This window comes from Stenotrophomonas maltophilia (assembly GCF_900186865.1).
GTDB lineage: Bacteria > Pseudomonadota > Gammaproteobacteria > Xanthomonadales > Xanthomonadaceae > Stenotrophomonas > Stenotrophomonas maltophilia.
The window spans coordinates 683,125-696,377 of sequence record NZ_LT906480.1 but is presented as its reverse complement, the minus strand read 5'-3'; the positions used below and the strand labels follow the sequence as shown (position 1 = coordinate 696,377).

General features: G+C 68.0%; 12 protein-coding genes. All 12 read right to left on the bottom strand.

Features of this window, described 5'->3' with window-relative positions:
• Nucleotides 1–472 precede the first annotated feature (472 nt).
• The gene (gene gspD / locus CKW06_RS03235; RefSeq protein ID WP_024958177.1) at nt 473–2,674 is read right to left on the bottom strand and encodes a type II secretion system secretin GspD; all 2,202 of its coding nucleotides are present in this window, start codon (nt 2,672–2,674) and stop codon (nt 473–475) included.
• Between the two features lie 9 nt (nt 2,675–2,683).
• Nucleotides 2,684–3,478, bottom strand: a complete 795-nt coding sequence (locus CKW06_RS03230; protein WP_038646153.1) for a hypothetical protein — start codon at nt 3,476–3,478, stop codon at nt 2,684–2,686.
• Nucleotides 3,468–4,181, bottom strand: coding sequence for a type II secretion system protein GspM (gene gspM, locus CKW06_RS03225; RefSeq protein WP_024958718.1), 714 nt, complete (start codon nt 4,179–4,181; stop codon nt 3,468–3,470). Before gspM ends, CKW06_RS03230 begins: the two co-directional genes overlap by 11 nt.
• On the bottom strand, nt 4,156–5,301 hold the full coding sequence (locus tag CKW06_RS03220; RefSeq protein ID WP_005412206.1) for a PilN domain-containing protein: 1,146 nt from the start codon (nt 5,299–5,301) through the stop codon (nt 4,156–4,158). Before CKW06_RS03220 ends, gspM begins: the two co-directional genes overlap by 26 nt.
• A complete protein-coding gene (locus CKW06_RS03215; RefSeq protein WP_005408029.1) occupies nt 5,298–6,161 on the bottom strand; it encodes a type II secretion system minor pseudopilin in 864 nt (287 codons plus the stop codon). The genes CKW06_RS03220 and CKW06_RS03215 overlap by 4 nt, the downstream gene beginning before the upstream one ends.
• Entirely contained in the window at nt 6,158–6,790 is a 633-nt protein-coding gene (locus tag CKW06_RS03210) for a type II secretion system protein J (protein ID WP_024958717.1), read from the bottom strand. The genes CKW06_RS03215 and CKW06_RS03210 overlap by 4 nt, the downstream gene beginning before the upstream one ends.
• Nucleotides 6,787–7,212, bottom strand: a complete 426-nt coding sequence (gene xpsI / locus CKW06_RS03205) for a type II secretion system protein XpsI (protein WP_005408027.1) — start codon at nt 7,210–7,212, stop codon at nt 6,787–6,789. Before xpsI ends, CKW06_RS03210 begins: the two co-directional genes overlap by 4 nt.
• Nucleotides 7,209–7,703 carry a type II secretion system protein XpsH gene (gene xpsH / locus CKW06_RS03200; RefSeq protein WP_024958716.1) on the bottom strand — a complete coding sequence of 165 codons (495 nt, stop codon included), beginning with the start codon at nt 7,701–7,703 and terminating at the stop codon, nt 7,209–7,211. Before xpsH ends, xpsI begins: the two co-directional genes overlap by 4 nt.
• A gap of 6 nt (nt 7,704–7,709) precedes the next feature.
• Nucleotides 7,710–8,153, bottom strand: coding sequence for a type II secretion system major pseudopilin GspG (gene gspG / locus CKW06_RS03195; protein ID WP_004142831.1), 444 nt, complete (start codon nt 8,151–8,153; stop codon nt 7,710–7,712).
• 49 nt (nt 8,154–8,202) lie between these two features.
• Complete coding sequence (gene xpsF, locus CKW06_RS03190) at nt 8,203–9,423, bottom strand: type II secretion system protein XpsF (protein WP_005408025.1); 1,221 nt, start codon at nt 9,421–9,423, stop codon at nt 8,203–8,205.
• A gap of 24 nt (nt 9,424–9,447) precedes the next feature.
• Complete coding sequence (gene gspE / locus CKW06_RS03185) at nt 9,448–11,169, bottom strand: type II secretion system ATPase GspE (protein ID WP_024958714.1); 1,722 nt, start codon at nt 11,167–11,169, stop codon at nt 9,448–9,450.
• A gap of 137 nt (nt 11,170–11,306) precedes the next feature.
• Entirely contained in the window at nt 11,307–13,199 is a 1,893-nt protein-coding gene (locus CKW06_RS03180; RefSeq protein ID WP_012479111.1) for a S8 family serine peptidase, read from the bottom strand.
• Between the last annotated feature and the right edge of the window lie 54 nt (nt 13,200–13,253).

Here is a 13,253-nt window from a genome sequence, read left to right as displayed (position 1 = left end):
GTATCCCTCGGGGTTGGATCTGACGTCCAACTCCCGGGGGGCACTTCACCTTGGGGGCTTGGCCGCGGCATCCATGCCGCGGACACCCCCGCAACCGGACCCACCCCGCCTTCGACAGTTTCTCTCGACCTGCAGTAGATCCACGCCATGCGTGGATGAATCTCCATCGGAATCGAATATTTCGAATTGGAATCGAAAAGCATCCACGCATGGCGTGGATCTACCGTGTCGACCAAGGTCGACACCTACCAACAGCAGCAGGAAATTGTCGAAGGCGGGGCACTGTGGGTTTGCGGGGTGTGAGCCGCATGGATGCGGCGACCAAGCCCCCAGGGACGGGTTCACGGCGTCCCCACAAACCCACAGTGCCCCGCCCTCCCTCAGTAAACCGGCTGTTGCTGTTGCTGTTGCTGTTGCTGTTGCCCCAGCTTCGGCCTCTGCGGGTGCCGGGCGCAGCCCGGCCGTAAACCCCTTACTTCTTTGCGCGCGGCTGGTTCAGCGGTTCCATCGCTCGGAAGCGCTGGCTGTACTCGTCGGTCAGATTGCGCGCTTCCTGGCTGTTGCGCACGATGCTCGGGGTCAGCAGCACGATCACTTCGGAACGACGGCTGGTACGGCTCTTCTGCCCGAACAGCGCGCCCACCACCGGAATCCGGCTCAGCCCGGGAATGCCGCTGCTGCCATCGGTGGCCGTATCGGTGATCAGGCCGGCCAGCATGATGGTGTCGCCGCTCTGCACCGCCGCTTCGGTCGACAGCTTCTTGGTGGAAATCCGCGGGTTGCAGTTGCGCTCGGTCGGATTGCAGTTGTCGGGCACGTTCGAGGCGCTGCTCACTTCCTGCACGATATCGAGGAACACCGTGCCATCGCGGGTTACGCGCGGGCGCACCTTCAGGATCACGCCGGTGTCGATGTACTGCACAGAGCTGTAGGTGCCGGTGCCGATACCGGTGTTGACCGTGGTGGTGTTGATCGGCACCTTGTCGCCCACGTTGAGCGTGGCCTCGGCGTTGTTGCGCACGAACACCGAGGGGGTCTGCAGCAGGCGTACATCGGTGACCTTGTCCAGCGCGCTCACCACCGCCGCACCATTGTGGCCGGTGAATGCCCAGCCCAGGCCTTCGCCACCGGTCGCGGCACCGGCGAAGCTGCTCCAGGAGCCACCCGCTGCTGCCGGCAGGGTCACGCCGCCCAATGCTCCCGTCAGTGCACGCCCGGCCACGGCATTGTCGAAGAACCAGTTCACGCCGTACTTCAGGTCACCATCCAGCGACACCTCGGCCACCTGGGCTTCGATGTGCACCTGCAGCGGCATCACGTCCAGCTTCTCGATCACTTCGCGGATCGAGCGCCAGGCCTGCGGGGTCGAACGCACCAGCAGGGTATTGGTCTCCTCCACCGCCGACACGCCCACGCGATCGCCTTCCACTTCCAGGCTGACGCTGACGTTGCCGGACTGGCGCTGCGGCAGGTTCATGCTGCCGTTGCCGGCACCGCTGGAACCACTGCCCGGGGTCGAACCGAAACTGCTGCTGTTGTTGCTGTCCATGCCGCGCTCGCCATCGCTGCCCAGCTGCGATGGAATCGCGCCGGGTGCCAGCGATGCCGGGCTGGAGCCGCCACGATTGCCGCTGCTGGCGAAGGCTTCACTGAGGCGCTCGGCCAGGTCGCGCGCCTTGATGTAGCGCAGCTCGTAGGAGAACAGGCGGGCGCTGCCACCGGCGGTATCGATACGGTCCAGCCACTGCTGGATCTGGTCCAGGTAACGCACCTGCGGGGTGATCACCAGCACGGCGTTGGCGTTTTCCAGCGGCAGGAAGCGGAACATGCCGGCGCTGGGGGTCTTGCTCTCCTCGCCGAACACCTTCTCCAGGTCGGCAGCGACCTGCTCGGCCTTGCCCGACTGGATCGGGAACACGCCCACCGACATGCCCGACAGCCAGTCGACGTCGAAGATCTCGACGGTGCGCATGTAGTTTTCCAGCTCGGCGCGGGTACCGCCCAGGGTGATCACGTTGCGGCCGCTGTCGACGTTGACGATCGCATTGGGCCGCGCATAAGGCTCCAGCACCTTCTTCATCTCGGTGGCGGAGATGAACTGCAGCGGGATCACCCGTACCTCGAAGCCACGCGCACTGGCTGCAGGCGCCGTGCTCGGCGCAACCGTACCGGCCAGCGCCTGGTCGGCAGCGACGATGTTGTAGCGGCCACCGCTGTAGACCATGCGGGCGTTGTTCCAGCCCAGCACCATCTCCAGCAGGTTCAACGCCTGCGCCGGCGACACCGGCTTGGGCGTGGCCAGGGTGACCGTGCCCTGCACGCCCGGTGCGATCACGTAGTTCTGGCCCAGCATGTCACCGAGGATGGCCTTGACCACCGCGTGCACCGACTCGCCTTCGAAATTGAAGGTTGCTTCACCGGTGCTGGCGCCATGCAGCGCCGGTGCCGGTGCACGTGCTGCTTCGCGGTTGATCATGGTGCCGGTGCCACGGCGGATCACCGCCTGCGGAGCGCCCTGGGCGTCACGGGCAGCATCTGCTGCGACATCAGCTGCCTGGCCGGCCTCGGCAGTCGGCGACAGATTGCCCTTGCGCTGCACATGCGGCGCGGACACGGTGCTGCAGCCGACCAGCAGCGCGAGGGCAAAGGACCAGGGAAGAAAACGCAGGCTCATGCATTCACTCTATCGGTTGGTGCCATCGCCCGGGGGCGGCGACGGTTGTTGCTGCTGTTGTTGCTGCAGCTGGCGGCGACGGGCCTGGATGCGTTCGCGGATGGCCTGCATCTGCGCTTCGCTGGGGCCATTGGTGTTGGCAGGAGGTGCCGCGGCGGCGGCTGATGGCACGCTGCTGGCGGGCTGCGGCTGCGCGGTTGCGGTTGCAGCAGCCGGAGGTGGGGATGGCATCGGCGGTGCGCCCGCCGGCGGTGGCACAACGACCGCACCCGCCGGCGGCGCGCCATTGGCACCCCGCAGTACGGTGGGCGGCTCGCCGCCCTGGCCATTGAACACGGCCAGTTCCAGCACCTGGCTGCCGCTTGGGCCGATCACCGTGGCCTGGCGCGGCGCAAGCCCCACAAGTTGCCAGCCGTCCACCGCTTCGCCGTTGAGGCGCAGCCGCAGCGAACGGTTCTGTTCGGTGGTGAAGGTGGCCATGCCGAAGTCACTGGTCAGCAGCACGCCGGTCAGGCGCAGCGCGGCGCTGGCGGCCGGCTCGCTGCCACCGAGCAGGTAGGGCTTCGGCCTGCGGTCCTCGGCGAACAGCGGTCGCTCACCGATCGCGCTGTAGCTGTCGGCGCTGGGCATGCGTTCTGCGGCCAACGGCGGCAGCACCGGCAGCGAAGGCACCGCATCGGCATCGCCATCCGCACCTGGCAACTGGCTGCCCAGACCGAAGCCGGTGGCCAGCCAGACCGCCGCAGCCCAACCGGCCAGGGCCAGCAGGAAACCGGTGCGCAGGCTGATCTGCTCAAGTTTCATCAGCGACCTCCTGTCCCTCGACCGGCGCCGCCGGTGCGGGGGCGGGTGGCGCTGAAGGCGGCTGCGGCGCGGACACCGGTTCGGCGGCAGGCGCCGGCGCACTGCCATCGGCAGCAGCCCCCGGCAGCAGGTAACCAGCCAGTTCGAATGACACATCCAGGCCGAGCCCGGATTCATTCGGCGACTGCTGGAAGCGCTGCGCGATCAGGTTGAGGTTGTCGACGAACAGGCGCGGGCTGCCGGTCTCCAGGCTGTGCAGCACCGTGGCCAGTTCGGCCACGCCACAGCGCAGGCGCACCTGCATGGCGACGCGCACGAACTCGGCGTCGCGGCGGTTGTCGGTGAGCGGCGTGCGGTTGCTGATGGTGCAGCTGCGGTTGCCCGGGCTGGCCATCGCCACCGCATCCTGCAGCTTCGCGCCGAGCGCAGCGGCTGCAGCCTCGGCGGTGGCCTCGCGCAGGAAGCCCGGCCGCTGCTGCAGTGCCTCGCGGGTGGCACGCAGGCGCTGTTCGATCTGCGGCTGCTGCTGCAGCTGCGCCTGCACGCGCTGCTCGCGCTCGCGCAGGGCGGCGACATCAGCATCGATTTCGCGCAGCGGCTGGGTGAACCAGGGGTGCACCAGCAGCAGGTAGGCCAGGCCCAGCACTGCCAGCAACAGTGCCAGTGCCAGCCAGCGGTCACGGCGTGCGCTTGGCATCGGCATCGGCCGCCTCCCGGTTCGGGGCTGCCGCCGGCAACGGCTGCAGTTCAGCGGTCATGGTGAAGCGGTCGCGGCCACTGGCGGCGCCGTCAGCCTGCAGTACGCCGGTCAGGTTGACCTTGCGCCACTGCGGCGCATCCTGCAGCAGCTGCACCAGCTGCGAGGCCTCGCGGCTCAGGCCGATCAGCTGCAGGTTGTTGTTCTCGATGGCCAGTTTTTCCAGGTACGTTCCCTCCGGCAGGCGCCGGGTCAGTTCGTTCCAGATCTCCACCGTACCCGCGCGCTGGCCGCGCTGCTTTTCGAGGAACGCGGCACCGTCGATCAGCGCCTGCAGCTGGGCACGTTCGCTGGCCACGCCACGCGCACTGCGCGCGCTGCGCTCCACCTGGGCACGCAGTTCGTCGGCCGCCGCGCGGCGATTGTCCAGCACCTGCAGGCCAGACAGCACCAGCATCACCACCGCGGCCACGGCCAGCAGAAGGTTCCAGCGCCGCATCGGGTCGGCCTGCAGCTGACGCTGCGCGGGCGGCAGCAGGTTCACCTGCAGGATGTTGCCCTGCGCATCAATGGCATCGACACCGGACAGTGCATCGGCCCATTGGCCCACGTTGCTGCGCCAGGCCTCGAGCTGCCGCAACGGCCAGGCCACCAGTTCGACCTGCAGCTGGCCCTCGCCCGCCGCGCCACGTTCACGCACGTCATAGCTGACCTGGCTGGATTCGAAAGGCGTCTGCCGGTCGATCTCGAAACCGACCACCGCACGCAGGCGGTCAGCCGCCGCCGCCGGCAGGCGCAGCTGCCGGCGCAGCACATCGCCTGCCGGCAGCAGCCACACCCGCGGCAAGCTGCGCAGGCGGGCTTCCAGCACGCGATCCAGTTCGGCCGGGGACAGCGGCCACGGCAGCCGTACGACCGGTTCGCGGCGCTCCCCCGCCTCACGCCAGACCTGAAGGTGGTCGCCTTCGCGCTGCAGCAGCAGGCGTGCCTGTGCCCAGCCCAGTGCCCACTGCCAACGTGCCGGCACCCAGGCCAGCAGCGATTGCCGCCACCAGCGCAGGAAACGGCCGGCGCCAGGGCCGATCCGGCCCTGTACCTGCCGCACACTGTCCTGCCATGCCGTCATCTTGCTGTCATTCCCTGCTCCCAGCGAAGCACTGTGTAGGACCGCCCGGGAACCCCGCCCGAGCCATTGCGTACCACTGCCTGCAACACCGACCGGCGTCCACTGCCGTCGGTTGCACGAGACTCGATACTATAGGTGCCGCTGCTGCTGGCAAGCGTTGTCGCACCGCCAGCGGTATCTGCGTCACGCTCCTGCTGTGCGCGCTGCGCCAGCACGGTATCCGCATCCAGGCCCAGTGCGGTCAGCACCGGCGCGCTGGCAAACTGGGGATCCGGGCGCGCCTGGCGGCTGTACAGGGTCAGGTGCGGCAGCATGGCCTGGTACAGCGGGCCGCGCATGCCGAGTACCCGCTGCAGCTCGCCCAGCGTCTCGAAACGCTTGTTGCGGGGGCCATAGGGCAGGCCTGCTGCGGCATAGTCGGGCGCTTCGGCACCGCCGCCGGGCTGCAGCAGGCTGTCTTCGTCGCGCCAGTCGACGATCGCGCCGGCCAGCTGGCGGGCCTGCGCTTCGTCTTCACCCAGCGCCTTGAGGAAGGCGCTCAGCAGAGCCACGTCGGCCAGGTTCAGGTTGATCTTGCCGTTCTCGTCCAGCACCTTGATCTCGATGCTGGCGTCATCGAACTGCCAACGATAGACACGGCCATCGGCGCGCCAGGGCGCCCGCTGCGGATCGGCGGACAGGCGCGTCAGCGCGTACTCAAGTCCCGCCCGTGCACGCTCCTGGCCTCGCGCATCATCATCCAGCACCCGCTGCTGCAGGTGCTCGACCCGCGCGCTCAACGCGAACGCGCCCACCAGCGCCGTCATCAGGGCGATCAGCCACAGGACCAGTACCAGCGCCGCGCCGTGCGCCCGGCTCATCGCGCTCCTCCACTGCCGCCCGCGCGCGGAGCGACCACCAGTGCAGGCCAGGGAGCGCCCTTGGCGGGCACGATCTGGATCTCCACCAGCATCGGCAGGCGCCGGGTATCATCCCAGCGCGGCATCCAATCAGTCACCTGCCCGGTGCTGGCATCGATGCCGCGATAGCGCAGTTGCACCGACTTGAGGTTCTCCACCAGCACCTCCGGTGGGCGCGGCGGAGTTTCGGCGATGCGCTCGCCCTCCTGCAGCAGCACCAGGTCGAGCAGGAGGCGTTGCTGGCCGCTGCGGCCATCCACCTGCAGTGCGTGCAGGTAGGCACCGCCACGGCCCAGATAGCCCGCTAGATCGGCCGCGAACAGCATGCGTTGCTCTTCGCCCTGGAAGAAGATCGGTTCGCGGGTGGGATCGGGCACCTCCAGCGGCGTGCGCAGCGCACCGGCCAGCTGCCGCCGCAGCAGAGCCTCGACCGCACGCATGCGTTCGCTCTCGGCGGCAATCTGCTCGCCACGCTGGCTCACCGCCATCGCCGAGCGCACGCTGGCAAAGGCCAACACCAGGCCACCGGCCAACAGCACCGTGGCCAACATCACTTCCACCAGGGTAAAGCCTGCGGCGCGTCGCTTCATCGCGCGCTCTCCAGGTCCGGCGGCAGCAGGCGCAGGCTGCGCCAGCGCAGTTGTTCGCGTTCGCCTTCGCCCCAGCGCACCTGAAGCTGCAGCTCGGCCAGCCAGGGAGCCCCCGGCGATTGCGCCTGTGCCTGTACCGCGTTGGCGGCACGCGGCTCGACCCATGGCTGTACCTGCAGCTCCCAATGGTATCGGCCCTGTTCCCAGTCGCCCTGCTGGCTGCCCACCTGCAATGGCGCGGCGACACCGGCTTCGGCCAGCAGCGACTGCGCATGCAGCACCGCACGCGTGCGCAGCTCGGCCTCTCGGACCTGTTTCGCGCCACCTGACAGGCTGCCCAGAAGCAGCGTCAGCGCCAGGCCCAGCAAGGCGAAGGCGATGATCACTTCCAGCAACGTAAAACCACGCGCCTGCCGCTTCATGGCGCCTGCCACGGGCCGGAGCGGACCTCGCCGGTCAGCCAGCCGACATCGATGCGCCATTCGGCGCCCTCACGTTGCAGGCGGATGCGGCCACCACTGGAACCACCGTCGGGATGGAACTCGATCACGCCCTGCCCCGGCGCGGTGGCCAGCTGCGCGGCGCCTTCGAACTGCACCTGCAGCTGCGTCGGCACATCGCCCTGCCGCTGGTTGGCCCCCTGCCAACGGCGACGCGCCGGCTCGATCACGAAGCGCTGCGGCTCACCGCGCGCGATGGCCTGGGCGCGCACCATGCGCAGCTGGTTGGCGATGTCCTTGCCGGCGCTGCGCAGCTGCATGCCGGCAAAGCCGCGCGACAGACCCGCGGCGGTGATCAGGCCGATCGCGGCGATCAGCGCGATCACCAGCAGCATTTCCAGCAGCGACAGGCCCGCTGCGCGCCTGCCGTGCAGGCGCGGGCGAGGCAGCCGGCGCGGCAGGAAATGCATCATGCCTGGTTACGGCTGGTAGCGGATGTCAGCGTCGACGCTGCTGCCGCCGGCCTTGCCGTCCTTGCCCAGGCTGATCAGTTCATACGGCTGGCCTTCGCCCGGCGCGCGGTACTCCAACGCGTGGCCCCACGGGTCATTCAGGTCGGCCGGCTTGGCGTACGGGCCCAGCCAGCCACCGACACCTGCCGGTGCGGTCACCAGATCGTTGAGCGAGCCAGGCAGCTTGCCGGTATCGATCTGGTAGTTGTCGACCTTGGAGGCAACGGTCTGCACCTGGGCCTTGGCGATGTTCGCCTTGCCACGATCGGCACCGCCCAGCACGCGGCTGGCGACCAGGGTCAGCACCGCGCCGATCAGCACGATGACGATGATGATTTCCAGCAGGCTCATGCCCGACTGGTTGCGCGCGGCAGTGAAGGAAAGGCGGATCGGTCGACGGGAAGCAATCATGGTCGGTCCTTTCAGTTGCGGAGTGTCGGGGTTGCGTAGGGAGCCATCATCAGCCGATGGCATTGGTCAGGTCGTACAACGGCACCAGCACGGCCACGATCACCGCACCGACCACCGAGGCCAGCACCAGGGTGATCGCCGGCACCATCGCGGCCAACAGGCGGTCGATGCGACGGGCGCTGTCCTGTTCAAACGTGTCGGCAGCTTTCAGCAGCATGGTATCGAGGGCACCGGATTCCTCGCCGACCTGGATCATCTGCAGGGCCAGGCGTGGGAAACGCTTGCCGCGTGACAGTGCCAGCGACAGGCCGGCACCGTTCTTCACTTCGTCGGCGGCCGCTTCCACATCAGCGGCCAGCGCGCGGTTGCCCAGCACGTTGCGTGCGATGCCCAGCGCCCCGAGCAGCGGCACGCCATTGCGCAGCAGGGTGCCCAGCGTGCGCGCCAGCCGCGCGGTTTCCAGTTCGCCCAGCAGGCGGCCGATGCCGCGACGCTGCAGCAGCCATCCATCCAGCGCCAGCCGGAACGCCGGTTGCCGTACCTTGCGTTCGAAGAACAATGCCAGCAGTGCGGGCACCACCAGCAGCAGCACCCACCAGTCGCGCACGAACAGGCCCAGCTGCAGTACCGCATTGGTGAACCACGGCAGCGCCACGTCCAGGCTTTCGTACATCTGCGCGAACTGTGGCACCACGTAACCGAGCAGGAACAGCAGCGCACCGCCCACCACCACCAGCAGGATGGCCGGATAGACCAGTGCGTTGATCACCTTGCCCTGCAGCGCGCGGCTGCGTTCGAGGTAGTCGGCCAGCCGCTGCAGGGTCTCGTGCAGGCTGCCACCCGCCTCGCCGGCACGCACCATGTTCACGTACAGGCGCGAGAACAGGCCGTGCTGGCGCTCCAGCGCGGTCGACAGCGGCGCACCGCCGCGCACCACGTCGCGAATGTCGGTGATCGCACGCCGCGAGCGTTCGTCTTCCGGAAGCCCGAGCAGGATCGACAGTGCACGGTCCAGCGGCTGGCCGGCACCAAGCAGGGTCGCCAGCTGCTGGGTGAACTGCAGCAGCGCCGCGCCCTGCAACGGGCGCTGGCGCAGCAGCGTGCGCCAGCTGCTGCCGCCGACCACGCCGCCATCGGCCAGCTGGGTCTCCATCGGCAGATGGCCCTGATCCTGCAGGCGCGCGACCAGTTCGGCCTCGCTGGCGGCTTCCATCTGCCCGTCGAATATCTCGCCGTGCGAATTGAGCGCTTTGTAGCGGTAGTTCGGCATGTCAGCCCCGGCGTCCTGCGCGCATCAGCTTTCCTCGGTCACGCGCAGCACTTCCTCGATGGTGGTCTGGCCGCTGAGTGCTTTGGCCAGGCCATCCTCGTACATGGTGCGCATGCCGGCTTCACGGGCGATGCGTTCGATCTCGCCCATGCCATCGCGGCGCATCACCGCACGCCGCAGCGCGTCGTTCATCACCAGGAATTCCATGATGGTGGTGCGGCCCAGGTAACCAGTCGGCGCCAGTGCCGAAGGCTTCGGGCGGTATAGATGGATCGGCCCTTCCGGCTGCAGGCGGCGCAGCTCGAAACGCTCGATCTCCTCCGGCGAGGCTTCATAGCGGTCGGCGTGGGTCGGCTCCAGCCGACGCACCAGGCGCTGGGCCAGGATGCCGTTGATGGTGGACGTGAGGAGATAATCCTCCACGCCCATGTCGAGCAGGCGGGTGATGCCGCCGGCCGCATTGTTGGTGTGCAGGGTGGACAGCACCAGGTGGCCGGTCAGCGCCGACTGGATCGCGATGCGCGCGGTTTCCAGGTCGCGCATTTCGCCGATCATGATGATGTCCGGGTCCTGGCGCACGATGCTGCGCAGTGCGTTGGCGAAGTCCAGGCCGATCTGCGGCTTGGCCTGGATCTGGTTGATGCCCTCGATCTGGTACTCGACCGGATCTTCCACCGTGATGATCTTGACGTCGGCGGTGTTGAGCTGGCTCAGCGCGGTGTACAGCGTGGTGGTCTTGCCCGAACCGGTCGGGCCTGTGACCAGCAGGATGCCGTGCGGTTGTTCCAGCACTTTGCGGAACTGCGGCAGGAACGCATCGGTAAAGCCGAGACGATGGAAATCGAACACCACCGTTTCGCGGTCGAGCAGGCGCATCACCACGCTCTCGCCGTGCGCGGTCGGCACCGTGCTCACGCGCAGGTCCAGCTCCTTGCCCTGCACGCGCAGCATGATGCGGCCATCCTGCGGCAGGCGGCGCTCGGCGATGTTGAGGCGGGCCATGATCTTGATGCGGCTGATCACCGCTGCGGTGAGGTTGGCCGGCGGGCTTTCGCCCTCCACCAGTACGCCATCGACACGGTAACGCACCTTCAGCCGGCTTTCGAACGGCTCGACGTGGATGTCCGAAGCGCGCAGTTCCACCGCACGCTGGATCACCAGGTTGACCAGGCGGATCACCGGCGCTTCCGAGGCCAGGTCGCGCAGGTGCTCGATATCGTCGACCGCGCCGCCCTCGCCGTCTGCGGTTTCGACAATCGCGCCCATCGCGCTGCGGCCCTGGCCGAACCAGCGCTCGACCAGATCATCGATCTCCGCACGCATGCCCAGCACCGGCGTCACCGGTACGCCAAGTGCCAGCTGCACAGCCTGCTGCGGATAGGGATCGTGGGCATCGGCCAGCCACAGCCGTACACCCTGTTCATCCAGCGCCAGCGGGCATACATGGAACTGTTTGAGGAAACGCAGGGACAGCGGCAGGCCCTCGGCCAGACCCTGGGGCGGTGAATCCGGCAGCTGCTTGCCATCCAGCAGCGGCAGGCCCAGCACCTCGGCGCTGGCCTGCGCCTGGTCACGTTCGGACACCAGCCCCAGCCGCACCAGCAGGCCAAGCAGGCTGCCGCCGGCCTCCGCGTGCAGCGGCCGTGCCCGTGCAAGATCGCTCTCCTTGAGGCGGCCACGCGCCAACAACGCATCCAGGATGCGGCCTTCGGCGTCGTCGGCAGCGGTTGCAGCAAGGGCGTTCACGTGACTCTCCTGTCAATCGGCTCGACTTTAGCAGTTACGTCGTGATTTCCGTCGCCCCGCCGCCCGCTTTCGTAAAAAGACGAAGCCCGTCACATGCGGGTGACGGGCTTCGGCCATTGAACTACCGCACTGCGCGCTTACTGCGTGGCGAGAATGCTCACACCGCTGTAAGCCGCCTCGCCCACCACCTTGATGTAGTAGGTGCCGGCAGTCGGTGCCGTCACCCGCACCGTTTCCGAGGTGCCCGGACGGGTCGAGCGCGCATCGTTGTCGGTGGCACTCGGCTCGCGGCCCTTGGCCAGGTAGACCGACACGTTGCCGGTGCCACCATAGGTGATGACGCTGAGCTGCTTGCCTGCCGCGGCTTCGAAGCTGTAAAGCACGCTGCTGCCGGCGGCACCACTCAACCCGCCGATGGCCACCTTGTTGGTCAGCGGCTTGGCCACCGGCCCGCAGTTCTCGGTGCATGGCTCTTCCAGGGCCTTGTCCAGCGCGGCCTTGGCATCGACGATGCCGGTACCGATCGGCGTGGCGGACGGAATGCTGACCGGGAACGGACGTGCCGTTTCCTTCAGCAGGGTACGCATGCCCGCCGGCGCGAGCGGGTCGCGGTTGGCGGCGATCAGCGCGCTCTGCACCAGCGCGGCGACGGCAGCCACATGCGGTGCCGCCATCGACGTGCCGGCCTTGCCGCCAAGGGTGTAACCCTCGGTGGAACCGGCTGCCGGCGGCGACGTCTTGCTGCTGGACACCGCCTGCCAGACATAGCCGTTCGGATTGCCGTCGGTGACGCCACCGCCCGGGCCGGACAGATCGATGCGGGTACCGAAGTTGGAGTAGTAGGCCATGGCGCCGGTGATGCCGGTCGCGCCGACCGAGACCACGCCATCGCAGTTGGCCGGGCGGGCGTTGGCGACATTCATCGAGTCGTTGCCGGCTGCCACCACCACCAGGGTACCGCGGTTGGTGGCACCGGTGATGGCCGCCTGGTAGGCCGGATCGCAGCTGCCGGAGCCGCCCAGGCTCATGTTGATGATCTCGGCCGGATTCTGGTTGGCAGGGATGCCGGCCACGGTACCGCCCGAGGCCCAGGTGATGGCGTCGGTGATGTCCGACAGGGTGCCACCGCAGTAGCCGAGCACGCGCACCGGCAACACCTTGGCCTTGTAGGCCAGGCCGGCGGTATGCAGGCCGTTGTTGGTGGCCTCGGCGATGGTGCCGGTCACATGGGTACCGTGCCAGCTGCTGTCGCGTACCGGCGAGCCGTCGTAGCAGGCATTGGCGGTGGGCATCCAGTCACCGTAGTCGAGTGCACCCGGCACGCGGCCATCGGCGGCACGACGCGAGCGGCTGGCCTGGCTGATGAAGTCGTAGCCCTCCAGCAGGGTGCCGGCGGCGAAATCCGGGTGCTCGGGCAGGATGCCGGTATCGAGCACGGCCACCACGACGCCCTCGCCCTGCGAGACGTCCCATGCGGCCGGTGCGTTCACGCCACCGACCGGGTTGTGGAAGTGCCAGTTGTGGCTCTGGTAGTACGGATCGTTGGGCACGAAGCTGGGCGACGCATCGGACTTCGCGACGGCATCCGCACGCGGCGACGACGCGGCATCGATCGGATACATGATGGCGTCGGCCACCGCATATTCGACGGTCGGGTCAGCCTTCAGTTCGCCCAGCACCTTGTCCAGTTCGGCGCGCGCGATTCCTCCCTGCAGGCGGATCAGATCGGCACCGATGCCCAGCTTGCGGGCCACCTGCGGTCGCAGCGCGGCACTGCGCGCAGCCGCGTTGGTACCTGCCGGCACGGCGCGGGCGATGGCCGAGTTGACCACGGCCAGCTTGGCGTTCGCATCGGCAGCTGCGGCGCTGCCAGCGCGGTACTTCACGATGATGCCATCAACCTGCTGCGTCTTCGGGCCGGACAACGGCGCATTTGCTTTCAGGTCGGCGGCCTGTGCCAGGCCAACACCGGTCAGCGACAGCACGGCGGCTGCCAACACATTGATGCGAAGGTTCTGCTTCTTGATCACGTCGAATTCCTCTTCTGGGTCATGGATCGAACCAACACTGCGGCCATCATTCCT

Coding starts and splice junctions, on each gene's coding strand:
- CKW06_RS03215 (WP_005408029.1), bottom strand. CDS start 6,161: ATGAGCCGGGCGCACGGCGCGGCGCTGGTACTGGTCCTGTGGCTGATC.
- xpsH (WP_024958716.1), bottom strand. CDS start 7,703: ATGATGCATTTCCTGCCGCGCCGGCTGCCTCGCCCGCGCCTGCACGGC.
- gspG (WP_004142831.1), bottom strand. CDS start 8,153: ATGATTGCTTCCCGTCGACCGATCCGCCTTTCCTTCACTGCCGCGCGC.
- xpsI (WP_005408027.1), bottom strand. CDS start 7,212: ATGAAGCGGCAGGCGCGTGGTTTTACGTTGCTGGAAGTGATCATCGCC.
- CKW06_RS03220 (WP_005412206.1), bottom strand. CDS start 5,301: ATGACGGCATGGCAGGACAGTGTGCGGCAGGTACAGGGCCGGATCGGC.
- xpsF (WP_005408025.1), bottom strand. CDS start 9,423: ATGCCGAACTACCGCTACAAAGCGCTCAATTCGCACGGCGAGATATTC.
- gspD (WP_024958177.1), bottom strand. CDS start 2,674: ATGAGCCTGCGTTTTCTTCCCTGGTCCTTTGCCCTCGCGCTGCTGGTC.
- gspM (WP_024958718.1), bottom strand. CDS start 4,181: ATGCCGATGCCAAGCGCACGCCGTGACCGCTGGCTGGCACTGGCACTG.
- CKW06_RS03210 (WP_024958717.1), bottom strand. CDS start 6,790: ATGAAGCGACGCGCCGCAGGCTTTACCCTGGTGGAAGTGATGTTGGCC.
- CKW06_RS03230 (WP_038646153.1), bottom strand. CDS start 3,478: ATGAAACTTGAGCAGATCAGCCTGCGCACCGGTTTCCTGCTGGCCCTG.